This is a genomic window from Cupriavidus metallidurans CH34 (assembly GCF_000196015.1).
Taxonomy (GTDB): domain Bacteria; phylum Pseudomonadota; class Gammaproteobacteria; order Burkholderiales; family Burkholderiaceae; genus Cupriavidus; species Cupriavidus metallidurans.
Map to the genome: position 1 here is coordinate 144,996 of NC_007974.2, position 22,213 is coordinate 167,208.

18 protein-coding genes, 2 tRNA genes and 3 rRNA genes are annotated in these 22,213 nt (G+C 60.7%); 9 read left to right on the forward strand and 14 right to left on the reverse strand.

Features of this window, described 5'->3' with window-relative positions; translation table 11 throughout:
• Positions 1–46 precede the first annotated feature (46 nt).
• The 4 genes from RMET_RS18780 to RMET_RS18795 all read right to left on the reverse strand — a co-directional run bounded on the left by RMET_RS18780 (position 47) and on the right by RMET_RS18795 (position 3,008).
• Positions 47–463: an Hpt domain-containing protein gene (locus tag RMET_RS18780; protein WP_011518144.1), complete on the reverse strand. Its 417-nt coding sequence runs from the start codon at positions 461–463 to the stop codon at positions 47–49.
• Positions 460–1,092 carry a response regulator transcription factor gene (locus RMET_RS18785; RefSeq protein ID WP_008645493.1) on the reverse strand — a complete coding sequence of 211 codons (633 nt, stop codon included), beginning with the start codon at positions 1,090–1,092 and terminating at the stop codon, positions 460–462. Before RMET_RS18785 ends, RMET_RS18780 begins: the two co-directional genes overlap by 4 nt.
• A gap of 315 nt (positions 1,093–1,407) precedes the next feature.
• The gene (locus RMET_RS18790) at positions 1,408–2,232 is read right to left on the reverse strand and encodes a hypothetical protein (protein ID WP_029308649.1); all 825 of its coding nucleotides are present in this window, start codon (positions 2,230–2,232) and stop codon (positions 1,408–1,410) included.
• Positions 2,233–2,618: 386 nt separating this feature from the next.
• A complete protein-coding gene (locus tag RMET_RS18795; protein ID WP_011518147.1) occupies positions 2,619–3,008 on the reverse strand; it encodes an OsmC family protein in 390 nt (129 codons plus the stop codon).
• Between the two features lie 587 nt (positions 3,009–3,595).
• Here RMET_RS18795 and RMET_RS18800 point away from each other — a divergent pair.
• The 6 genes from RMET_RS18800 to RMET_RS31810 all read left to right on the forward strand — a co-directional run bounded on the left by RMET_RS18800 (position 3,596) and on the right by RMET_RS31810 (position 9,183).
• Positions 3,596–5,127: ribosomal RNA gene (locus RMET_RS18800) — 16S ribosomal RNA — on the forward strand.
• Positions 5,128–5,190: 63 nt separating this feature from the next.
• Positions 5,191–5,267: transfer RNA gene (locus RMET_RS18805), tRNA-Ile, on the forward strand.
• 11 nt (positions 5,268–5,278) lie between these two features.
• Positions 5,279–5,354 (forward strand) — tRNA-Ala (locus tag RMET_RS18810).
• A 282-nt stretch (positions 5,355–5,636) separates the two neighbouring features.
• A 23S ribosomal RNA gene (locus tag RMET_RS18815) occupies positions 5,637–8,515 on the forward strand.
• Between the two features lie 118 nt (positions 8,516–8,633).
• Positions 8,634–8,747: ribosomal RNA gene (gene rrf / locus RMET_RS18820) — 5S ribosomal RNA — on the forward strand.
• The 16S, 23S and 5S rRNA genes sit together here with 2 tRNA genes alongside, the layout of an rRNA operon.
• Before the next feature lie 139 nt (positions 8,748–8,886).
• Entirely contained in the window at positions 8,887–9,183 is a 297-nt protein-coding gene (locus RMET_RS31810; protein ID WP_011518148.1) for a GIY-YIG nuclease family protein, read from the forward strand.
• Between the two features lie 53 nt (positions 9,184–9,236).
• On the opposite strand, the gene RMET_RS18825 is transcribed toward RMET_RS31810, so the two are convergent.
• Positions 9,237–9,659: an organic hydroperoxide resistance protein gene (locus RMET_RS18825; protein WP_008646921.1), complete on the reverse strand. Its 423-nt coding sequence runs from the start codon at positions 9,657–9,659 to the stop codon at positions 9,237–9,239.
• Between the two features lie 61 nt (positions 9,660–9,720).
• The gene (locus tag RMET_RS18830) at positions 9,721–10,209 is read right to left on the reverse strand and encodes a MarR family winged helix-turn-helix transcriptional regulator (protein ID WP_011518149.1); all 489 of its coding nucleotides are present in this window, start codon (positions 10,207–10,209) and stop codon (positions 9,721–9,723) included.
• Positions 10,210–10,454: 245 nt separating this feature from the next.
• Here RMET_RS18830 and RMET_RS18835 point away from each other — a divergent pair, with 245 nt between their 5' ends.
• On the forward strand, positions 10,455–11,918 hold the full coding sequence (locus RMET_RS18835; protein ID WP_011518151.1) for a DegQ family serine endoprotease: 1,464 nt from the start codon (positions 10,455–10,457) through the stop codon (positions 11,916–11,918).
• Between the two features lie 225 nt (positions 11,919–12,143).
• Positions 12,144–12,467 (forward strand): hypothetical protein, encoded by a 324-nt coding sequence (locus RMET_RS18840; RefSeq protein ID WP_011518152.1) that lies wholly within the window; start codon positions 12,144–12,146, stop codon positions 12,465–12,467.
• A gap of 124 nt (positions 12,468–12,591) precedes the next feature.
• Here the strand turns inward: RMET_RS18840 and RMET_RS18845 are convergent, their stop codons facing one another.
• The 5 genes from RMET_RS18845 to RMET_RS18865 form a co-directional block, all read right to left on the reverse strand.
• Complete coding sequence (locus RMET_RS18845) at positions 12,592–14,169, reverse strand: MFS transporter (RefSeq protein WP_011518153.1); 1,578 nt, start codon at positions 14,167–14,169, stop codon at positions 12,592–12,594.
• Complete coding sequence (locus RMET_RS18850; RefSeq protein ID WP_008646910.1) at positions 14,166–14,663, reverse strand: MarR family winged helix-turn-helix transcriptional regulator; 498 nt, start codon at positions 14,661–14,663, stop codon at positions 14,166–14,168. The genes RMET_RS18845 and RMET_RS18850 overlap by 4 nt, the downstream gene beginning before the upstream one ends.
• Before the next feature lie 86 nt (positions 14,664–14,749).
• Complete coding sequence (locus RMET_RS18855) at positions 14,750–16,765, reverse strand: transglutaminase TgpA family protein (RefSeq protein WP_011518154.1); 2,016 nt, start codon at positions 16,763–16,765, stop codon at positions 14,750–14,752.
• Positions 16,762–17,775 (reverse strand): DUF58 domain-containing protein, encoded by a 1,014-nt coding sequence (locus RMET_RS18860; RefSeq protein WP_041240723.1) that lies wholly within the window; start codon positions 17,773–17,775, stop codon positions 16,762–16,764. Before RMET_RS18860 ends, RMET_RS18855 begins: the two co-directional genes overlap by 4 nt.
• A gap of 24 nt (positions 17,776–17,799) precedes the next feature.
• A complete protein-coding gene (locus RMET_RS18865; protein WP_011518156.1) occupies positions 17,800–18,726 on the reverse strand; it encodes an AAA family ATPase in 927 nt (308 codons plus the stop codon).
• Positions 18,727–18,979: 253 nt separating this feature from the next.
• Between RMET_RS18865 and RMET_RS18870 the strand changes: the two genes are divergently transcribed.
• Positions 18,980–19,825, forward strand: coding sequence for a phytanoyl-CoA dioxygenase family protein (locus RMET_RS18870; protein ID WP_011518157.1), 846 nt, complete (start codon positions 18,980–18,982; stop codon positions 19,823–19,825).
• 103 nt (positions 19,826–19,928) lie between these two features.
• On the opposite strand, the gene RMET_RS33645 is transcribed toward RMET_RS18870, so the two are convergent.
• The 3 genes from RMET_RS33645 to RMET_RS18880 all read right to left on the reverse strand — a co-directional run bounded on the left by RMET_RS33645 (position 19,929) and on the right by RMET_RS18880 (position 22,198).
• On the reverse strand, positions 19,929–20,096 hold the full coding sequence (locus tag RMET_RS33645) for a hypothetical protein (RefSeq protein ID WP_008646901.1): 168 nt from the start codon (positions 20,094–20,096) through the stop codon (positions 19,929–19,931).
• Between the two features lie 224 nt (positions 20,097–20,320).
• Positions 20,321–21,061 carry a GntR family transcriptional regulator gene (locus RMET_RS18875; protein ID WP_011518159.1) on the reverse strand — a complete coding sequence of 247 codons (741 nt, stop codon included), beginning with the start codon at positions 21,059–21,061 and terminating at the stop codon, positions 20,321–20,323.
• Between the two features lie 132 nt (positions 21,062–21,193).
• The gene (locus RMET_RS18880; protein WP_011518160.1) at positions 21,194–22,198 is read right to left on the reverse strand and encodes a 2Fe-2S iron-sulfur cluster-binding protein; all 1,005 of its coding nucleotides are present in this window, start codon (positions 22,196–22,198) and stop codon (positions 21,194–21,196) included.
• Positions 22,199–22,213: the final 15 nt, after the last annotated feature.

Here is a 22,213-nt window from a genome sequence, read left to right on the forward strand (position 1 = left end):
GCCAGCGTGTCAGGGCACTTGCACGCGTGCCTGATGGACGGCTTGATCAAATTCCTTGAACGAAGCCGCCACCTGGCGCGGAGCGCCTGTTACTGCGCAAATCGCGCAATCGGTCGTTGAATTCGGTGACGATGGCGACGTAGCGCGGCAGCAGGGCGTTCACGACGGCGGCCTTGCGATACTTCGCCGCAGACTCGATGGACTTGCCGGCCGCGACCAGCGTCGGACATCGGGCCAGCGCCGCACTGCCCTTGAGGCGATGAATGCTCCGGTGCACGCCAGCCCAGTCACGCAGCTTGGCGGCTCGACGCAGATCGGTGAGATCGCCATGGTTGGCGTCGATCAGGCGGGTCAGTAGCAGTTGGTACACGGTGGGGTCCTCGCGCGCGGCGCTTGCCAGCGCCGGGCCGAACGCCTGGCATTCCTCGGTGGTTAGCACGGAGGGGGTGCCGGAGGACGTCATGGAATCAGCCGGCAGCGGCGGGCAAAGTCGATCAGGTCCACCAGTGAATCCGCAGCCAGCTTTTTCATCACGCGGGTCTTGTAGCTGCTTACCGTCTTGTTGCTGATGAACAGCGCCTTGCCGATGGCCTTGTTGCTCATGCCCCGGGTCAGCATCCGCAGGATTTCCACTTCCTTGTCCGTCAGCTTGCTCAGTCCTTCGCTGTCGCCCACGACGCGGCTTTCGCGCGGGTTGTCGCGAGGGTTGTTGTTCGGGAATACGGTGAAGCCCCCAAGCACGCTTTCGACGCATCGGAGGATGGCGTCCATGTTTTGCGTCTTGCTCACGAAGCCTTGTGCGCCGGCGTGGTAGGCACGTGCTGCGAACGGGATGGGGTCTTGCGCGGAAAGTACCAGGATGCGGACGGCGGGGTGGAGGGCACGTATGCGTGGCACGGCATCCAGGCCGCTCATGCGGGGGATGTCGAGATCCAGCAGGACAAGGTCTGGCCTGTGCTGCCGGACCAGGTTGAGCGCGCCTTGCCCGTTATCGGCCTCCAGAAGGGTTGTCACGCCCAGCAGTTGTGAAAGCTGGGTACGCAGCGCCAGCCGTAGCGCTGGGTGGTCGTCGACGATAAGAATGCTTGCCATGCCTTGCTGCCTTGGTGGTAGCCCGACCATTCAATGGGGCGGTCACTACATGACGGGGCAGTATAGGGAGACGTTAGTGCTCCGGTAATGCGACGATTCCGCAGTTCGTGTAGGAATTTTCCATGGAAGGTGTCGGATTTGCGACTGGCCGAAGCCGGCAGTCCGACGGCACAAAAAAATCGCGGCCCTCCGCACTCAAACGGGGGCCGCCAATCGGGAATGCGAGGAGGTCAGATTCCTCAAGAGGGAATATCGGCGTGGGACGCGTGGGTTGATCCCTACCGACGTGGGGTCTGGGTCACTTCGGTTGCAGGGTCAGGCGGTGAGCCGGCGAGGTTGTGCCGAAGGTATCGATTCGGTGCGCAACCGTTCCACGCCAGCTTCCATTTCCCGATGGGCGGCATCGAGCCAGGCAATGCGATGCCGGACCGGATCGTTGGGGGAAAGATCGGCTTCCCGGACCTCGCGCAGGAAGTAGCGCACCATGCTGCCGGCCCGTGTGGGGACGGGCATCATGCCCAGCAGTTGTTGCTGGCGGAGCAGCCCCGCTCGGACGGCGTGTTCGAGTCCGGACCATGCCGTGCGCCCAAGTCCGATGTAGAGGGCGTCCCGGGGATATTGCGGGAGCCGGTCCAGAAACTCCCGCTGGAACACGTCACGCAGCATCGGTGTGTCAAGCAGTTCATCCAGCGGACCGTCGAAAGCCAGCCCGCGGCGCGTCGTGGCGTGGGGCAGCAACGCCAGCGGCTGGATCGAATCGAAGCCCGCCTCTTCCCACAGGGACGTGGCATCTGGCTGGCTGATCAGTGCCGGCACGTGAAAGTGGTCGAGCATTCGTATGAGGTTGGGGCGCACCATCCGCCCGCCCAACTCCACGCGGCGCTTGTTCTCACGCTGGATCTGTGGTCCCGGCGCATGGGTTTGCAGCAGTTCTTCTGTGACAGTTGCTGCAAGCCGGACATGCGTATGCCCGGGCGTGGTACTGACGATCACGAGCCGCGCACTGTTGTTCCAGTACTCGTACGGCACGTAATGCATCGCGTAGATGTTGTCCTGGCCGATGACGACGGGTTTTTCCGCAAGACCTCGCGCGCCGCCCTGCCGGATGCGCGCGCAATACTCTTCAATGTAATTCGCCAAGGTGTCCCCGCTCCTGATGCATTCCTTGCTTCGTGCTGCCAATGTTCTTTTTTGGCTTCATGGTAAGCCGATGCCCCAGGCCGACAAAGCGGTAGGGTGGCGTCTACGACCCGTAGCAACACTGGCTGCGTGGGGCAGCGCACAAAGCGAGCGAACGCGCCCAACGACGGTGCAAGGTCAGTGGACGACAAGTGCGTGTCGCGCTGCCAGGCAACGTTGCCGACCTAGTAGGGCAGGGTGATGACGAAGGGGAAGAATGGCTGGATAGCGAAAAAGGCCGGACACGGGAAGTGTCCGGGAACCCATTTGCTGACTCGGGCGTGTCTGAACCCGAGGGGATGAATGATAACGATTATCATTCATTAAATCAAGACGCCGGAGATGTGTCAGCCTGCGAGCGTGGTGTCGATCGAGATCTGGGAGGAGAGTACCTTGTGAACCGGACACTTGTTGGCGACGCGCAGCAGATCCTCCCGGGCCTTCTCATCAAGATTGCCCTGGAGTTCAAGGCGTCGCACCAGTTTGTAGGTGCCGGGCGCCTCTTCATGCGAAACCGTCACGCGAACTTCCTGCAGGTCGTAGTTCCTCCGCTTTGCGTAGATCTGCAGGGTGAGGGTGGTGCAGGCAGCCAGGGCGGAATCCAGCAGGTCATGAGGATTGGGAAGGGTCGCATCGCCGGCCGGTGCGTCGAGATCCGCCTTCCAATGGGCCGTGCCATTGCTTAGGTCACACAAGCTCGCACCGGAGTTTGCCAGCCACGTCGCTTCAATAGTCATGGATGCTTCCTTTTGAAAGAGGGCCAGGGGAGGCCGATGCACAGATTCTATACAGGGTTGATCACGCCCCATTGAGTGATTAAAACGGCGCTTTTATCATTGCATAAAACTTTTATGACAAAGTGCTTGCCAACCCTGTGGGTGTCCCGTACTATTCGCCCCCTCGCAACACGAAACGCACTGCAAACGCAGCAGCGACAAGGGTTGCGGGGCGGCAGTGGGTTGGAGTTGCGAAGGGATGCAGCGCTGACCGGCAGAAAAAAGTTCTGCAAAAACTGTTGACGAAACGCTGAATGCTCTGCATAATCTCGTTTCTCCGCTGCAACGAAATGACGGCAACGTCAGCGAGGCAGCGACAGCGAACCGGCAAAGCCGGGCGCTGAGGTTCTTTAACAATCAAACAACCGATAAGTGTGGGCGCTTGATGGCGAACGCCACGGTGACTTCGGTCGCTGTGATGCTTCAAAAGTTATCAGTGCTCGCACAGTAAAACATGTTGGTTGGGTTCTTCGGAGCCTGGCCAGTCAGTTTTCTGAGAGTGAGCGACCGCTCGAAAGAGCGAGGTGCTTCGGCACCACACAGAGATTGAACTGAAGAGTTTGATCCTGGCTCAGATTGAACGCTGGCGGCATGCCTTACACATGCAAGTCGAACGGCAGCGCGGACTTCGGTCTGGCGGCGAGTGGCGAACGGGTGAGTAATACATCGGAACGTACCCTGTTGTGGGGGATAACTAGTCGAAAGATTAGCTAATACCGCATACGACCTGAGGGTGAAAGTGGGGGACCGCAAGGCCTCACGCAGCAGGAGCGGCCGATGTCTGATTAGCTAGTTGGTGGGGTAAAGGCCCACCAAGGCGACGATCAGTAGCTGGTCTGAGAGGACGATCAGCCACACTGGGACTGAGACACGGCCCAGACTCCTACGGGAGGCAGCAGTGGGGAATTTTGGACAATGGGGGCAACCCTGATCCAGCAATGCCGCGTGTGTGAAGAAGGCCTTCGGGTTGTAAAGCACTTTTGTCCGGAAAGAAATCGCGCTGGTTAATACCTGGCGTGGATGACGGTACCGGAAGAATAAGCACCGGCTAACTACGTGCCAGCAGCCGCGGTAATACGTAGGGTGCGAGCGTTAATCGGAATTACTGGGCGTAAAGCGTGCGCAGGCGGTTTTGTAAGACAGGCGTGAAATCCCCGGGCTTAACCTGGGAATTGCGCTTGTGACTGCAAGGCTAGAGTGCGTCAGAGGGGGGTAGAATTCCACGTGTAGCAGTGAAATGCGTAGAGATGTGGAGGAATACCGATGGCGAAGGCAGCCCCCTGGGACGTGACTGACGCTCATGCACGAAAGCGTGGGGAGCAAACAGGATTAGATACCCTGGTAGTCCACGCCCTAAACGATGTCAACTAGTTGTTGGGGATTCATTTTCTCAGTAACGTAGCTAACGCGTGAAGTTGACCGCCTGGGGAGTACGGTCGCAAGATTAAAACTCAAAGGAATTGACGGGGACCCGCACAAGCGGTGGATGATGTGGATTAATTCGATGCAACGCGAAAAACCTTACCTACCCTTGACATGCCACTAACGAAGCAGAGATGCATTAGGTGCCCGAAAGGGAAAGTGGACACAGGTGCTGCATGGCTGTCGTCAGCTCGTGTCGTGAGATGTTGGGTTAAGTCCCGCAACGAGCGCAACCCTTGTCTCTAGTTGCTACGCAAGAGCACTCTAGAGAGACTGCCGGTGACAAACCGGAGGAAGGTGGGGATGACGTCAAGTCCTCATGGCCCTTATGGGTAGGGCTTCACACGTCATACAATGGTGCGTACAGAGGGTTGCCAACCCGCGAGGGGGAGCTAATCCCAGAAAACGCATCGTAGTCCGGATCGTAGTCTGCAACTCGACTACGTGAAGCTGGAATCGCTAGTAATCGCGGATCAGCATGCCGCGGTGAATACGTTCCCGGGTCTTGTACACACCGCCCGTCACACCATGGGAGTGGGTTTTGCCAGAAGTAGTTAGCCTAACCGCAAGGAGGGCGATTACCACGGCAGGGTTCATGACTGGGGTGAAGTCGTAACAAGGTAGCCGTATCGGAAGGTGCGGCTGGATCACCTCCTTTCTAGAGGCTTGTGTTCACAAGTCAAGCGTTCACACTTATCGGTTTGTTTGCTGTTACAGCCAAGGGTCTGTAGCTCAGGTGGTTAGAGCACCGTCTTGATAAGGCGGGGGTCGTAGGTTCAAGTCCTACCAGACCCACCAAGTTATCGCGCGGGGGATTAGCTCAGCTGGGAGAGCACCTGCTTTGCAAGCAGGGGGTCGTCGGTTCGATCCCGTCATCCTCCACCAGTACCTTGGGGTTGTAGTCAAAGACAAGAATTCAGGCGAGGCGCCTGAGTGTTTGTCTTTGGCTGTTGCCAACAGGCGTTAAGCCTGGCTGTTCTTTAACAATATGGGATGTAGTAAAGGTGTCGCGAGCGTTGATGAGACGCTGTAGTACAAACGCGATACCGGGTTGTGATTGTATCAACCAAAAAGTATTTAAAGTGATCGAAAGATGACTTGGAATACGGCACAAACGCGAGAACTCAGACCTATGGCGGTCGTGTCCGAGAGACACACTCGTTATAGGGTCAAGCGAACAAGTGCATGTGGTGGATGCCTTGGCGATTACAGGCGATGAAGGACGCGGTAGCCTGCGAAAAGCTTCGGGGAGCTGGCAAACGAGCTTTGATCCGGAGATGTCCGAATGGGGAAACCCGGCCCGAATGGGTCATCCCTGACTGAATACATAGGTCAGGGAAGCGAACGCGGCGAACTGAAACATCTAAGTAGCTGCAGGAACAGAAATCAACCGAGATTCCCAAAGTAGTGGCGAACGAAATGGGAAGAGCCTTGTACTCTTTAGCAGCATTGTTAGCAGAACGGGATGGAAAGCCCGGCCATAGCAGGTGATAGCCCTGTATGCGAAAACAGCGTTGTGGAACTAGGTGTACGACAAGTAGGGCGGGACACGTGAAATCCTGTCTGAAGATGGGGGGACCATCCTCCAAGGCTAAATACTCGTAATCGACCGATAGTGAACCAGTACCGTGAGGGAAAGGCGAAAAGAACCCCGGGAGGGGAGTGAAATAGATCCTGAAACCGCATGCATACAAACAGTCGGAGCCTGGAAACGGGTGACGGCGTACCTTTTGTATAATGGGTCAGCGACTTACATTCAGTGGCAAGCTTAACCGATTAGGGAAGGCGTAGCGAAAGCGAGTCCGAATAGGGCGTTGAGTCGCTGGGTGTAGACCCGAAACCAGATGATCTATCCATGGCCAGGTTGAAGGTGCGGTAACACGTACTGGAGGACCGAACCCACTAACGTTGAAAAGTTAGGGGATGAGCTGTGGATAGGGGTGAAAGGCTAAACAAATCTGGAAATAGCTGGTTCTCTCCGAAAACTATTTAGGTAGTGCCTCGTGTCTCACCTTCGGGGGTAGAGCACTGTCATGGTTGGGGGGTCTATTGCTGATTACCCCGCCATAGCAAACTCCGAATACCGAAGAGTGCAATCACGGGAGACAGACATCGGGTGCTAACGTCCGGTGTCAAGAGGGAAACAACCCAGACCGCCAGCTAAGGTCCCAAAGATTGGCTAAGTGGGAAACGAAGTGGGAAGGCTAAAACAGTCAGGAGGTTGGCTTAGAAGCAGCCACCCTTTAAAGAAAGCGTAATAGCTCACTGATCGAGTCGTCCTGCGCGGAAGATGTAACGGGGCTAAGCCAGTCACCGAAGCTGCGGACGCACGCAAGTGCGTGGTAGGAGAGCGTTCTGTAAGCCTGTGAAGGTGTCTTGTAAAGGATGCTGGAGGTATCAGAAGTGCGAATGCTGACATGAGTAGCGATAAAGGGGGTGAAAGGCCCCCTCGCCGTAAGCCCAAGGTTTCCTACGCAACGTTCATCGGCGTAGGGTGAGTCGGCCCCTAAGGCGAGGCAGAGATGCGTAGCTGATGGGAAGCAGGTTAATATTCCTGCACCGTCGTATGATGCGATGGGGGGACGGATCGCGGAAGGTTGTCCGGGTGTTGGAAGTCCCGGTCCCTGCATTGGAGAAGGCGCTTAGGCAAATCCGGGCGCGGAATTCAAGGATGTGGGGCGAGCGGCCTAGTGCTGCGAAGCAATTGGAAGTGGTTCCAAGAAAAGCCTCTAAGCTTCAGTCATACGAGACCGTACCGCAAACCGACACAGGTGGGCGAGATGAGTATTCTAAGGCGCTTGAGAGAACTCGGGAGAAGGAACTCGGCAAATTGGTACCGTAACTTCGGGATAAGGTACGCCCTTGTAGCTTGACTGGCCTGCGCCAGGAGGGTGAAGGGGTTGCAATAAAATGGTGGCTGCGACTGTTTAATAAAAACACAGCACTCTGCAAACACGAAAGTGGACGTATAGGGTGTGACGCCTGCCCGGTGCCGGAAGATTAAATGATGGGGTACAAGCTCTTGATTGAAGTCCCGGTAAACGGCGGCCGTAACTATAACGGTCCTAAGGTAGCGAAATTCCTTGTCGGGTAAGTTCCGACCTGCACGAATGGCGTAACGATGGCCACACTGTCTCCTCCCGAGACTCAGCGAAGTTGAAGTGTTTGTGATGATGCAATCTCCCCGCGGCTAGACGGAAAGACCCCATGAACCTTTACTGTAGCTTTGCATTGGACTTTGAACCGATCTGTGTAGGATAGGTGGGAGGCTTTGAAGCGTGGACGCTAGTTCACGTGGAGCCGTCCTTGAAATACCACCCTGGTTTGTTTGAGGTTCTAACCTTGGCCCGTGAATCCGGGTCGGGGACAGTGCATGGTAGGCAGTTTGACTGGGGCGGTCTCCTCCCAAAGTGTAACGGAGGAGTTCGAAGGTACGCTTGGTACGGTCGGACATCGTACCTAAAGTGCAATGGCAAAAGCGTGCTTAACTGCGAGACCGACAAGTCGAGCAGGTGCGAAAGCAGGACATAGTGATCCGGTGGTTCTGAATGGAAGGGCCATCGCTCAACGGATAAAAGGTACTCTGGGGATAACAGGCTGATACCGCCCAAGAGTTCATATCGACGGCGGTGTTTGGCACCTCGATGTCGGCTCATCTCATCCTGGGGCTGTAGCCGGTCCCAAGGGTATGGCTGTTCGCCATTTAAAGAGGTACGTGAGCTGGGTTTAAAACGTCGTGAGACAGTTTGGTCCCTATCTGCCGTGGGCGTTGGAATCTTGACGGGGGCTGCTCCTAGTACGAGAGGACCGGAGTGGACGTACCGCTGGTGTACCTGTTGTCTCGCCAGAGGCATCGCAGGGTAGCTATGTACGGAAGAGATAACCGCTGAAAGCATCTAAGCGGGAAACTCGCCTGAAGATGAGGATTCCCTGGAGGCTTGACCTCCTTGAAGGGTCGTTCGAGACCAGGACGTTGATAGGCTGGGTGTGGAAGCGCAGTAATGCGTTAAGCTAACCAGTACTAATTGCCCGTAAGGCTTGATCCTATAACCAGTGTGTTTTACCTGGTGAGTGCGCCTTGTGCCCAGGTGTGCAACACAACCCAATCTTTACTACACCCAGATTCGCCGCGCTGACCTCGGGTCAGCCCGGCAACCCCTCATGCCTGGTGACCATAGCAAGTTGGAACCACTCCTTCCCATCCCGAACAGGACCGTGAAACGACTTCGCGCCGATGATAGTGCGGACTACCCGTGTGAAAGTAGGTCATCGCCAGGCTCTTATACCCAAAACCCCCAGCCCCATAAGCTGGGGGTTTTGCTTTTGCCGGCGCGGTTTGTTTGCGCGGTGTTGAAGCCCTCTCCGCAACTCTCCAGACCGTTGCCACGGCAGGCACCCAAACGTATGATCTGCCGCCATGACTTCCGAGATTGAGCCCGCACCCACCGAAGAACCAACTTGGTTTCTCTATTTGCTCGAGTGCGAAGGCGAATCCATTTATACAGGTATTACCACCGACGTTCAGCGTCGATATGCTCAGCATCGCGCCGGAACTGGCGCAAAGTACACGCGTTCTCGCCGGCCGCTGAGGTTGCTTGGATGGCTTGAGTTTTCGACGAAATCGGAGGCCCTAAAGGCCGAGATACGAACAAAACGTATGAGTGCGGCGCAGAAACGCGACTTCTGCAGCCAACTCCGGACAACGTATCCATAAAAGAAAAAGCCGGCAAAATGCCGGCTTTTTCTTTCTTCACACGTGATCGAGCGTCAAACCACGATCAGCGTCACGTCGATGTTGCCACGGGTGGCGTTCGAGTACGGGCACACTTGGTGGGCCGCTTCCACCAGCTTCTGCGCGGCTTCCTTATCCAGGCCCGGTAGAGAGATCTTCAGTTCGGCCTGAATGCCGAATCCCTGGGGAATCTGGCCGATACCGACCGCGCCTTCGATCTTCGCGTCAGGCGAGATCGCAATTTTTTGTTGCCCTGCCACAAAGCGGATTGCGCCCAGGAAACAGGCCGAGTATCCAGCCGCAAACAGTTGCTCTGGATTCATGCCGTTGCCACTGCCGCCCATTTCCTTCGGCACTGCCAGCTTGACGTTCAACTGGCCATCCGAGCTTTCGGCTCGGCCGTCGCGGCCACCGGTTGCGGATGCGTGAGCGGTGTAGAGGACTTTTTCGAGTTTCATTTGAACACTCCAGGTTTTGCCCAGCGGGGGCGGGCTAGTCAAAGGTCCCGGCTTTTGCCGGTCAATCATCGGTCCGTGCGCTTTCCAGTGTGGACCGCAGTGCATGAAGACGCGACGTCAAAGACTGAATCTCGGAGATCGAGCATTGCGTCGCACACAGCAATTTCTCCGGAATGTCGGCTGCCGAGGCGCGAAGCCTCCGGCCTGCATCCGTCAGGTTTACAAGGACACGACGCTCATCCTTGGCATCTCGTTCGCGTGCTACTAATCCTGCTGACTCGAGCCGTTTGAGCAGCGGAGTCAAGGTGCCTGAATCGAGTGTCAGCCGTGTGCCTAGTTCCGAGACCGTCAGCGTGTTGCTTTCCCAGAGCACAAGCATGACCAGGTACTGTGGGTATGTAAGCCCAAGCTCACTTAGAAGCGGTTTGTAGATCTTGGTCATCGCCAACGAAGTCGAATACAGGGCAAAGCACAACTGTTGGTCTAGCAAGAGCCAGTCGTTGCTTGATGCTTCAGTTCGAGAGGGAGTTGTCGTATCGCGCATGAACATATCTTATACACAATTAAATTGTTCGCAATATAAAATTTGCATCGAACCTATAGAGATTAGATGGGCGACGCGCGTGCACAAGCCTTGATGAGGAAAAGCAATCAAAGATGCACTCGTGGCGTGAGTCTAACCAGACCGTGATCTGATCTGGTTCTTTAAGTCTGGCTTAAGTGTGGCTGCTTACCATGATTCCGTCGCGCCAAGAAAACCGTCGGCGCTATGGACCATCGAGAAAGGAAAGCACCATGATTCGTCAGACTCTCGCCCGCTCTGCTGTCGGTGTCGCTGCCTTGGCTGCCCTTGCCGGCGGCTACGCGTATCTGCAGAAGGATGCGATCACCCCGGGATACGCCGCACAGACCCCGGTCACCGCAAGCGCAGGACCGATTGCAGTCGCCACGCCAACGGATTTCTCGAGCATCGTGGATCAATATGGCCCAGCCGTCGTGAACATCAGCGTGACCGCGCGCGCCCAGCGTACTTCGGCACAAGTGCCGCAGGGCGTCGATCCGGATGACCCGCTGTTCCAGTTCTTCAAGCGATTCGGCCCGCAGTTCCAGGGGCCGCAGAATGCGCAGCCGCAGCTGGTGCGTGGACTAGGCTCGGGATTCATCGTTAGCCAGGACGGTCTGATCCTGACGAATGCGCACGTGGTCGACAACGCTACCGAAGTCACGGTGAAGCTCACAGACCGCCGCGAGTTCAAGGCCAAGGTGTTAGGCAGCGATCCGCAGACTGACATCGCGGTGATTCGCATCGATGCAAAGAATCTCCCCACGGTCCGGCTGGGCGACCCGTCGAAAACCCGCGTTGGCGAGCCGGTGCTCGCCATTGGGTCCCCGTACGGCTTCGAGAACACGGTCACTGCCGGTATCGTCAGTGCCAAATCGCGTTCGCTGCCCGATGACACCTACGTGCCGTTCATCCAGACCGACGTTGCGGTGAATCCCGGCAATTCCGGCGGTCCGCTGTTTAATCAGCGCGGCGAAGTGATCGGCATCAACTCGCAGATCTACAGCCAGACTGGTGGCTATCAGGGCCTCTCGTTTGCCATCCCGATCAACGTAGCGACCAAGGTCGAGGAGCAACTCGTAGCCCATGGCAAGGTCACGCGCGGCCGTCTCGGTATCTCGGTTCAGGAAGTGAACCAGGCGCTTGCGCAGTCGTTCAACTTGCCGAAGCCTGCGGGTGCGCTGGTTAATTCGGTGGAACCGGACAGCCCCGCGGCGAAAGGTGGTGTGAAGGCTGGCGACGTGATCGTGCAGCTCGGCGATGACGTCATCGATCATTCCGGTGATCTGCCCGAGCATGTGGCCGACCTCAAGCCGGGCACTGAGACGAAGCTCAAGGTCATCCGCAAGGGGCAACCGATGACGCTGACGGTCCAGGTCGGGGCGGTGAAGGAAGACGCCCTGGCTCAGAAGGGTAACGGTGGTCAGGACGGCGGACGCCTGGGTCTTGCGGTTCGTCAGCTGACGCCTGCGGAGAAGCGCGACAGTGGCATAGACGGCGGCCTCGTGGTCGAAGACGTGACGGGACCCGCTGCGCGAGTAGGTATCCAGCCGGGCGATGTCATTCTCTCACTGAACGGCACGCCGATCTCTTCCGCCGAGCAACTGCGAACGCTGGTGTCCAAGTCTGGCAAGCAGGTGGCACTGCTGGTACAGCGTGACGATGCGCGGATTTTCATCCCGCTCGACCTCGGCTGAGCGAGTGCGAGGAAGTGGTTTACGGTCCTCGCAACACGTATACGGGACGTATACCGTAAACGGGTATACGTCCCGCAAACCCTTGCCAGAAGCGGATTTCCGGGAGACAAAACACACCAAAACCGTGTTTGAACGGGTATGATCTCGACTGCGATGCATGAAGCGTGTGGTGATATTGCGATCACCACTTCTGGTTCTTGCTGAATCGACAGAAGAAGGAAGTCTATGCAGTTGGATTTCGCCCGCGCCCCCACCTCGCCGGCTACTGACCTGGCACGGCGGCTTGCGCCAGCCGTCACGAAGCCGACACCGCGTCGGCGCAAGAAAGAAGCTCCTCCGCACTGGGAACGGGGCTATCGCTCACACTACTATCGCAACGAACGCGGCGACAAACTTGGTGAAGTCCGCTTGTCCGACCGTGGCGATCTCCCCGTGGTCTACCACTGGGCAGCCGGCAACTACTCCGGTGCAGAAGGCTCGCTGGCCCATGCGCGTGCCCGAGTGGAAGAAACGGTAGGCTTTGGCATGCGCCAGTTGTCGTTGTTCTAAGGGCGAGCGCAACCTGCGCACGCCTGATCGATGTGATGGCGATCCGCCGCCATTGCCGCGCTGTCGCCAGCGCAAACGCAGTACCCCTCCCGCCTTTCCTGCCTAAGCAAGGCACATTCCCTGACTAGTCGAGCCGACGCTGTACTAGCATGAAGACCGCAGCCGCCATGGCTAGCACGGCAATCAATCGATAGAGATCCTCGCAGGCAATCAACCGCGCCTGTTGATCCACCAGGGCAGCAAGTTGTGCGAGCGCACCTGCATGGGCCTGGCCCGGCTCGAATCCGCGTGCTACCAGCGCAGCCTGCACGGTATGCATCCATTGCTCCGTTTCGGCTGGCCGCTGCCCCAGGGCGTGCACCAGGCTCGTATGCACTGCGAACTGCCGGTTCTGCAGCAGGACAGCACCTAGCGCCGATGCAAACGAACTGGCGATCTGGCGAATCAGGTTCTTGCTGCGATACCCATGCGCGAAGTCATCGCCGGCCAGTGAGCCGAATGTCAGGCCCGCGATCGGAATGATGACCATCACGCCGAAGAGCCCCTTGCCGATCAGCCCGACGATGAGCGCTGGGGGGCCGACGTCTGGCGGCATGAAGGAGAACCACGTCATCGCCCCAGCCATCAGCAGCAACCCCGTCGTCATCAGCGGCTTCTTGTGTTTCAGCTTGCGCGCCACGCGCTGGTACACCCAGATGCCGACCAGACTGATCGTCGCGGCGAACGTGTTCAGCCAGCCGGTGGTGGCAAGCGGAAACCGCAGCGCTTGCTCCGCGTAGATCGGGAACACATAGGCGGCGAGGTTGCTGATCATGTAATAGACGAAGTACATGGCCAGGCCGGTCAGGAAGACGGGCTGGTACAGCGCACGCAGGTGCAACACGGGCTTTTCGTGGTGCCACTGCTGCCACAGAAAGACAGTTAGCAGCGTCAGCGCGAGCGCGGCGATCAGCGCAATGCGTATCGGATGCGAGAACACGTCGAAACGGGCTTCCGTCAACGTTGCCTGCAGTGCGACGATCGCGACCCCGAACAGCAGCAGTGGACCGAGCCCGGGTCCTTCCACGTCATCGCGGGCTTCCGCGTCCGGGAGCAACAGCCAGGCGCCTATCGTGGCAAGTGCCGCAAACGGCAGCACGCCATAGAAGACGTCCTGCCAGACGCCTCGATCGACCAGCTCCGCGGCGAAGGCGGGGCCCAGCGCCGAAGCGCTGAAGATGCCAAGCATGAAGATGCGCGAAGCCCGCACCCGGTCGGTCTGGCTGAACATCATGTTCACCAGGATCCGGCAGCTCGTGAACAGCGCGCCGCCGCCAACGCCCTGCACGAAGCGGGCGCCCACCATTTGCGTCAGTCCGGTGCTGGTAGCGGCCGCGAGCGTGCCCGCCATGAACAGCAGGAGTGACCCGGTCAGGTAGTAGCGATATCCGAATCGCCGCGCGAGCCAATGCTGCGTCAGGATCATCAGCATGCTCCCGACGGCATAGGCGGCCTGGACCAGCGCGAAGCTGCGCGGGTCCGCGTCGATCCCGCCGATGATATGGCTCGACGCGAACACGAACATGATGTTCTCGAGAAACTCGACGCCTGTAGCCAGGCCCAGCAAGATCATGAGCAACGTCTGCCGCTGCTGGTGGCTGAGCAGGCGCAGCCACCTCATGCGGGCGCGCAGCCGATGCCACGGGTCTGCCTGCGCGGTCACGATGCGTTTGCTCCCAGCGCAGCCAGATGCTGATGTAGCCGACCGAGATCGCGCGTGACGGCTGCCAGACCGGTCTTGCCGATGGGGGCCCAAGCTTCGGCGTAGGCGGCATGGACTGTCGGTGCGGCACGCTTGAGCAAGTCGTGGGCGGCGGGGGTGAGGATGAGCTCGAGGCTGCGCCGGTCGTGCTGCGAAGCCTTGCGCTGGACCAGTCCGCGCGTCTCGAGCCCGTCGATGAGGCGGGTCATCTGAGTGCGCGTGGCATCGATCGTCAGTCCCAGCTCGGACGGCATGGTCGGTTCCATGGCGTCGATCCCCAGCATGCTGATGACGAGGTACTGGTTCAGGTCGAGATCATGTACGGCGAGCGCCCGTTCGATATGCTGGCGCAGCAGCCGTGCCGACCTCAGCAATAGCCGCGATGCCAGGATCAGGTCACGGGGCGCTTCCGGATACTCCGCGCAAAAGCGATCAATGCGACGCTCGAATGACATGACTGTATGATTTCATCTGTAATAGTTACGGATGAAACTATATGTCGCGTGCAGACCTTTGGCAAGGTGAAGCGTGAAAGGACTGATTACCGCAGTGCCTTCGACAGTTCGCGCAGTGATGTGCGCAGCCGGACAATGACTTCGGTCTGCTGCTGCGTCGTTGGGGCACCGTAGCGCCATGCCACGTAGCCGTTGGTGAACGCCTGCACCGCGGACGCCGCGCGAGGTAGCGCTGCACAGGCGCGAGCGCTGTAGTCCCGCGGCCCTTCTGAGGTATCACGTACGCAGCCGTGCCGCGCCAGCAGCCCACAGAAGCGGTCATAGAGTGCCTGGACCGGATCGGCATGCCGGCGCCGCAGCCAGAGCGGCAACAGTGCGAGCAGACTCAAGGCGGCCAGCCCGCCGACCAGCACCGACGGCAACTTGCCCGCCAGCCCAGCCTGCTCCATCAGTTTTCCTTGCTGGACACGGTCGTACTGCAATACCCAGCGTTGCCACGTATAGCTGAGACCATCGAGACCCCAGCGCAGATCACGCAGCCAGCCCGGTGCCCGCAGGTCACGTAACGCCGGGATTTCGTCGCCAGCCAGCGCCGCGTCGACGCCCTGCTCGACCCGGCTGGGTGCGACGGCACCAGTTGGGTCCACGCGGACCCAACCACGCTGTGCGATCCAGACCTCCGCCCAGGCATGGGCATCGGATTGCCGAATCACATAGTGGCGTCCGACCGGGTTCAAGTCTCCACCCTGATAGCCAGCCACCACACGCGCCGGCACGCCGGCTGCCCGCATCAGGAACACAAAGCCGCTGGCATAGTGCTCGCAGAAGCCTCGGTGCGTTTCGAACAGAAAGCTGTCGACCTGATCCTGGTCAAGGGGCGGTGGAGACAGCGTGTAGGCGAACGGCGCCGCAGCGAAGAGCCGGAGGGCCGCCTGCACACGCTGCCACGGATCCGGATACTCGTTGGCCCACCGTGCAGCCAGTTCGCGGCTGCGTGGATTGCCTTCCGGTAGCGTCAGGGCTCGTCGGAGCGTGCGCTGGGTCAGCGGCTCGGGTGCCGCCCCAAATACGGATCGGGCGCGATAGCGCAACGGCCGGTCGACGGGGAGGTTCGCAAAGAACTCGTTATCGGTGGAAACCTGCGCATTGAGGCTCGACGAGATGGCCTGGCCACGATCGAGCACGTATAGCCACGACGCCTGCGTCGGCTCGAGCGTGATGTTGTACTCGTGCGCGCCTGGTGCCGCCGAACCTGCAAAGTCGCTGTCACCGATATCGTCGCGCAGCCCGTCGGCCGGACGCACCGAACGGGACCGGGCCGGCCGCCAGGTCTCGCCGTCGTAATCCCAGAGCACGAAAGCGCGCCAGTAAAGCGAGGCGGGTGATGGTGCCTCTCCGACGAAGTCGACGCGGAACGCGACGTCGGGCGAACGGATCAATTTGCCGATACTGCCGGGCTTCATCGTGTCGCTGATGCCAGTGCGACCGATTGGCTCCGATTGCGGCAGGCGCCACAAGGGATGGTCGAGGCGCGGGAACAGCACGAACAGGAACACCGCCCACGGTAGCCCGAACATCGCCATGCGCCCGAGCAACGGCCAGATCGCCAGTCGGCCTCGCGCTTCGGGGTGGTGCAACAGCAGCCAGTTGCGGAGGACCCATGCACCGATCGCCATGCTGTAGAGCGCCAGCCAGAATGGCTGATCGGCAAGGTAGAGCGTGAGCAGCAGGTAGAACGAAAGCTGCGTGATGAGCGTGGCATCGCCCAGCGCACGGGTTTCCATCAGCTTGAGCACCACGAAGGCCGCCAGTAGCGCGATGCAGAGTTCGCGTCCCAGATTGCCGCCGGACTGCCAGACCAGCGCGCCAGCCACTACCAGCACCAGTATTGCGGCCAGGCCCACTGTCAGTTTGGAGGGCAATGGCGCGCGCCGCTTCCATAGCATCCAGCGCCATGCCAGCAGCAGCACCAGCAGCAGGCTGACCGACACAGGCAGGGTGCGCGCCTGCGGCGCCAGCACCAGCGCAAGCTGGCCGATCAGCATCCCCTGTTCCTGATGGCCGAGGGGCCGGACCGCGACGGTCTTTGCCTTCTTGCTCATCGTGCGCGCCGCTCCGGCCAGAGTGCCAGGGCTTCCAGGCATGCACGTACGTGGGCGGAACCGCGGCCCGGCGTGATCTCGACGCCGGGCAGGCGTAACCCGATTTCCGATACCTCACCCGCCATCAACACCCAGGCACACAGGCGGGACAGACGCGCTTCCGTGTCCATGGCCGGCGGCAGGGTATTCCAGTCGATCCAGCAACTCGGCTGCTGCGGTGTGTGTCCCGAGCGGGTCAGCCATTTTCCGGTGCGCGCGCTGTGTTTCCAGGCGATGCGATGCAATGGATCGCCGGGCCGGTACCTGCGCAACTGATCGATCCCGTCGTCAGCCGCGAAGCTGGCCGCGCCGTCGTCGGCATCGTCGGATTGAGGGTGCCGGGGTAGCGGAGGCGGGCTGGCTTCCGGCGCGGGATAGACGACGGTGGCAAGTCCCAGGTCGGCATAGCTCCAGACGCGGAAGAGGCCGAATGGAAACCGGCTGGAAAGCGTGACGCGTGGCAACACCAGTCGTCCGCGCCGGATGGCGGAGAGTCGCACCGGCAACGTGCCACTGGAAACGCCGTCGAGGGTGAGGGCGGCCGTTTCTGTATCGGCACCGGATAGCGGCGTGCGTGCCTCGATGCCAATTCGCGCGGCGGCATCCTGGTTGTCGACGTGCAAGGTGAAAATCGCGCACTCACCGACGAATGCCGGTGTGACAGGTCCGGCGGACACGCGCAGATCGAGCAGATTGCGGTAAGCCATCCACATGCAGCCCATGCCGATGCCGGCCAGCAGGAATGTCAGCGCGAAGCCGAGGCTGATCGCATAGTTCAGCGATGTCAGCAGCATGGTGGCCAGCAGCACCGAAAACCCGATGCCGCCGCGTGTAGGCAGGATGTACAGATGCCGGCGGTCGAGCGTGACAACACCGTTGACGGGCGCGCGCTTGCGGCGCAACCACACGGAGAAGCGTCCCGGCGTCGGGCCAAGGTGATCGGGCGCGGGAAGGGCTGGCCGCGTGGTCATGGGGCGGGGGGGTGTCCGATGGCCTCAGGGAATTGCGACGCTGGCCAGCAGGCGAGCCAGTGTATCGGTGCCCTGGTTCAGCGCGACCTGGCCCGCGGGCAGAAGCCGGTGCGCGGCCACTGGCTCGAACACGGCCTGGACGTCCTCCGGCAAGACCATCTCGCGCTGATCGAGCAATGCCCAGGCGCGCGCGCAGGCCAGCAATGCGAGTCCGGCACGCGGGGAAAGCCCGGTCACGAAGCTCGATTCGACACGCGTGGCCTGTACCAGCGCAAGCACGTAGTCCACCAGTGCCGGGCTGGCATAGACCTTCTCCACGGCGGTCTGCAGGGCCACCACCTGATCGGCGTCCATGACCGCCTCCGCCTCGTCCTTGATCGCGCCGCCGAGATACAGCACGCGTTCGAACGCGGCGTCGGGATAGCCAAGCGATATCCGCATCGTGAAGCGGTCGAGTTGCGATTCCGGCAGTGGATGGGTGCCGATCTGCTCGAGCGGATTCTGGGTGGCAATGACGAAGAATGGGGCCGACAGTGTCTCGGTGATGCCGTCATGCGTGACCTGCCGCTCGGCCATGGCTTCGAGCAGCGCGCTCTGGGTCTTGGGTGGCGCACGGTTGATCTCGTCGGCCAGCACGACCTGCGCGAACACGGGGCCGTGATGAAAATGGAACTCCCCGGTCTCGCGCTTGAAGATCGACACGCCAACCAGATCGGCGGGCAGCAGGTCGCTCGTGAATTGCACCCGCTGATAATGCAGCCCGAGCGTGCGGGCCAGCGCATGCGCCAGCGTGGTCTTGCCGACCCCGGGCACGTCCTCCAGCAGCAGGTGACCGCCAGCCAGAATGCAGGCCAGGGCGAGCCTGACCTGGCGCGGTTTGCCCAGCACGATACGACCCAGCTGGGTTTGCACCTCTGTCAGCGAAGCGGCGATCTTGGGTCGGGCAGTCACGATGGCGCTCTTTGGGGTCGGGTTGGAGGCAGTGGCCGGATTCTTGCCGTCGGCCGTGCAAGGGTCCGGCCATTGTAGCGGCGCACGGGTCGCATCGGACAGTGGGTTTCCGCACGCTGGGGGGCCATGAAAGCATGGCGATCCCGTGGCGAATTCTCGAAATCGGGCGCCAGCCCGCGCCGGATTTCGCGGCTTCTGGCATCATCGACCTTGTTGGCGACTTGCCACTTTCAGAATTTTCTCCTCCGCTGCAATGACTGCCCCGCAACACCACGCGTCTGGCGCGTCCGCTTCCCTCGACTTTGATTCTTCCGCCCCGCTCGCTGATCAGGCCGCGCTGGCCAGTCTGGCACGCGAATTCCACGCGGGTGGCTATATCGTGCTGCGCAAGTTCGCGAGCGAAGCCACTTGCGCGGCGCTGGAGGCGGTGACGCGGCAGCAACTGGCCGCTGCGGTGCCGCCGGTCGAGTTCGAGGCCGATCTGGGTTATCCGGGGGCGCCGGCCACGCGCGAATCGGCAGGCGGGCATACGGTGCGACGCTTGCGTCAGGCCTATGGTCGCGACGAGGTGTTCCGCCGCTGGGCCAGCGATCCGGCTGTGGTGGCCACGGTCGAGGCACTGCTTGGCGAGCCGGCCCGCCTCACGCTGGCCCATCACAACTGCGTGATGACCAAGCATCCGCACTACGGCAGCCAGACCGGCTGGCATCGCGATACCCGTTACTGGTCGTTCGTCAAAAACGACCTGATCACGGTGTGGCTGGCCCTGGGTGACGAGGACGAGCGCAATGGCGTGCTGCGCGTCATTCCAGGCTCGCACCGCGCGAAGCTCGACCCCGCGCAGCTGGATCCGGCGGAGTTCCTGATCGAGGCGCATCCTGCCAGCCAGCAGTTGCTCAAGGGCACCATGCCGCTGGCGCTGCATCGTGGCGACGTATTGATGTTCGACAGCCGGCTATTCCATGCCGCGGGTCGCAATGATTCCGAGGCGGTCAAGCTGTCGGTGGCGTTCGCGTATTTTGGGGCGAGCAATCGGCCGGTTGCCGGCACGCGGTCGGCCGAATTCGGCAGTGTGGAGTTGCCGCCTACGACGCTCTGATGTGCCCCGATGCGCTCTGGGGCGCATCATCCACATCACGGCCGAATCGCCGACAAATAAAAACCGCCCCTCGGGGCGGTTTTTATTTGGGTGCGCGGTGCGCTCAGACGGTCTTGCGGTGGGCGTTCGTGCCGCGGAACAGCGCCAGCACGTCAGCGAATCGGAACGGCAGCAACGGCGTGGTGTGCCGAACGGCGTCACGGCGTGCGAAGTGGCTCAAGAGCTGCTCGCCCACCGGACGGTCGAAATACGAAGCATCCGGGTATTGCATGATGGTCATTCCCAATTGTGGTTAACATCAGACTACAGTATACACAAAATTGGTGCAGTGCGCCATTTCGTGGTGCGCACCATGGTATTGCTTGCCACGATGGGAATGCCGGACAGCCCGGCACCGGTGCGAGATGCACCGGACCGATCCACGGATTGGGTAACTCGGGAAGAAGCGGGAGAGGCGGAAGAGGCCGGAAAAGCCGAAAAAGCGGGGGAAGGTCGTCAGGCCGCCTTGTTGGCATCCGCGGATGCGGATGCTGCCGTCGCGTCGGGATTCATGGCCTCGACGGCCTTGGCCGCGCTGTAGACATGCCGCGTGGCCAGCAGGGATGCCAGGTCGGCGTCGCCGGCAATCACTGCCTGAAGGATTTGCGCGTGTTCGTCCCAGTTGGTGCGCGCGCGGGTCAGGTTCGCCGGGGCGAACAGCAGCGCCGTGCGTTCGCGCAGCGATCGCATCATTTCCTGCAGCACGCTGTTTGCGGCAATGGTGCCAAGTACCTCGTGGAAGCGCGAATTCAACTCGACAAAGCGCTGGGTCTGACCGCTGTCGACAGCGTCATTGCCTTCCTTCAACACCTTTTCGAGTTCCTGGATCAATGCCGGGTCGCGGCGCTGGGCGGCCAGCTTGGCATTGAGGCCTTCCAGCGTGGCGCGCACCTCCACCATCTCGCGGGCGATATTGGGTGACAGCCGCGCCACCGAGGCGCCACGGCGTGGCTCGATGTGCACCAGGCCTTCGGCCGCCAGCGCGCGCAGTGCCTCGCGCACGGGAATGCGCGATACCCCCAGCTCCAGCGACAGCGTGTTTTCCACCAACCGCTCGCCGGGTTCGTACTGGCCGCCCAGAATGCGCTGGCGCAGCGTATCGGTGACAAGCGCGAAAAGCGGGGAATGCTGGGCACCAAGGCTGGCAGCCGGGGCATCCGGAATCTGGCTGTAGGCACTGGCAGTGGCGTCGTTCATGGTCGGGATCGGCCGTCGGAATTCGGTGGACGCCGCTGCGCTGGGCCACGGCGTGAATGCCGCTATTGTATACCGTCACCCCCTGAGTGCAGACATAGGGTAGACATTGAGATGCGCGTTCTCGCGCCGGCGTCAGCCCGGCGCGTGCTGGAACGTGAATCCGTCGGAATAGATGAATGGCGCCTGCGCGCCCAGCACCATGAATGTCTGTTTGGCGTCGTGGATCATGTTCGGAGAGCCGCACAGATAGATCGCGTGTTCGGACAAGTCGCCGATATCGGCCGCCACCGCGTCGTGCACGTAGCCGCGCCGACCCTGCCAGGTATCGTCCGCGCGTGACAGCACCGGCACGTACTGGAAATCGTAGAGCCGCTCGCCCCACCGGGCAATCTCGTCATGGAGATAGAGATCCGCTGCCGAGCGCATCCCCCAGTAGAGCCATACGGGAGGACAGTCGGGATCATCCATCAGTGCCTCGAGCATGCTCTTGATCGGCGCGAGCCCGGTGCCGGTGGCCACCATCAGCAGCGGCCGGTAGTCTTCCTTGCGCAGGCTGAAGCTGCCGTGCGGGACTTCGACGTCGAGCTTGTCGCCCGGCCGTAGTTGCGGAAGCTGGCCCGTGGTGAAGCGTCCGCCCGCGATCTGCCGTACGTGAAAGTCCACCGTGTTCCCGTTCGGGGCCGATGCCATCGAGAAGCTGCGATGGCTGCCGTCCTCGAGCAGGATCTTCATGTACTGGCCCGGTTCGAACGCGAACGCCTCGTCGTCGGACAACGCGAGCCGCAGATGCAGCACATCGGGTCCGAGCGAGGTGATGGCCTGAACCGTCGCGGTGGTACGCCGCGCCGGAATCGCGGGTTCCGCCGCGCGCGCGGTGCTGATGACGAGGTCGCCGGCGGGCCGGGCCTGGCAGGCCAGCGCGAAGCCGGCTGCGTCCTCTTCCTCCGTCAGTCCCATCGGGAATTCTTCATAGGTCACGGCACCGTCGACCACGCGCACGCGGCACGTGCCACAGCCGCCGAAGGTGCATTCGTGCGCCAGGTTGACGCCGCAGCGCAGGGCGGCATCGAGCACGGACTCGCCGGGCGCCACCATGAAAACCTGCTGCGTTTCCGCAATCTCGACCCGATAGGACATGACGACTCCTTCCCT

Bases quoted from the DNA above. Each gene is read 5' to 3' on its own strand.
- RMET_RS31810 (WP_011518148.1), top strand. From the start codon at position 8,887: ATGACTTCCGAGATTGAGCCCGCACCCACCGAAGAACCAACTTGGTTT.
- RMET_RS18825 (WP_008646921.1), bottom strand. From the start codon at position 9,659: ATGAAACTCGAAAAAGTCCTCTACACCGCTCACGCATCCGCAACCGGT.
- RMET_RS18795 (WP_011518147.1), bottom strand. From the start codon at position 3,008: ATGACTATTGAAGCGACGTGGCTGGCAAACTCCGGTGCGAGCTTGTGT.
- RMET_RS18780 (WP_011518144.1), bottom strand. From the start codon at position 463: ATGACGTCCTCCGGCACCCCCTCCGTGCTAACCACCGAGGAATGCCAG.
- RMET_RS18785 (WP_008645493.1), bottom strand. From the start codon at position 1,092: ATGGCAAGCATTCTTATCGTCGACGACCACCCAGCGCTACGGCTGGCG.
- RMET_RS18835 (WP_011518151.1), top strand. From the start codon at position 10,455: ATGATTCGTCAGACTCTCGCCCGCTCTGCTGTCGGTGTCGCTGCCTTG.
- RMET_RS18880 (WP_011518160.1), bottom strand. From the start codon at position 22,198: ATGTCCTATCGGGTCGAGATTGCGGAAACGCAGCAGGTTTTCATGGTG.
- RMET_RS18855 (WP_011518154.1), bottom strand. From the start codon at position 16,765: ATGAGCAAGAAGGCAAAGACCGTCGCGGTCCGGCCCCTCGGCCATCAG.
- RMET_RS18830 (WP_011518149.1), bottom strand. From the start codon at position 10,209: ATGTTCATGCGCGATACGACAACTCCCTCTCGAACTGAAGCATCAAGC.
- RMET_RS18860 (WP_041240723.1), bottom strand. From the start codon at position 17,775: ATGACCACGCGGCCAGCCCTTCCCGCGCCCGATCACCTTGGCCCGACG.
- RMET_RS18840 (WP_011518152.1), top strand. From the start codon at position 12,144: ATGCAGTTGGATTTCGCCCGCGCCCCCACCTCGCCGGCTACTGACCTG.
- RMET_RS18850 (WP_008646910.1), bottom strand. From the start codon at position 14,663: ATGTCATTCGAGCGTCGCATTGATCGCTTTTGCGCGGAGTATCCGGAA.
- RMET_RS18875 (WP_011518159.1), bottom strand. From the start codon at position 21,061: ATGAACGACGCCACTGCCAGTGCCTACAGCCAGATTCCGGATGCCCCG.
- RMET_RS33645 (WP_008646901.1), bottom strand. From the start codon at position 20,096: ATGCAATACCCGGATGCTTCGTATTTCGACCGTCCGGTGGGCGAGCAG.
- RMET_RS18870 (WP_011518157.1), top strand. From the start codon at position 18,980: ATGACTGCCCCGCAACACCACGCGTCTGGCGCGTCCGCTTCCCTCGAC.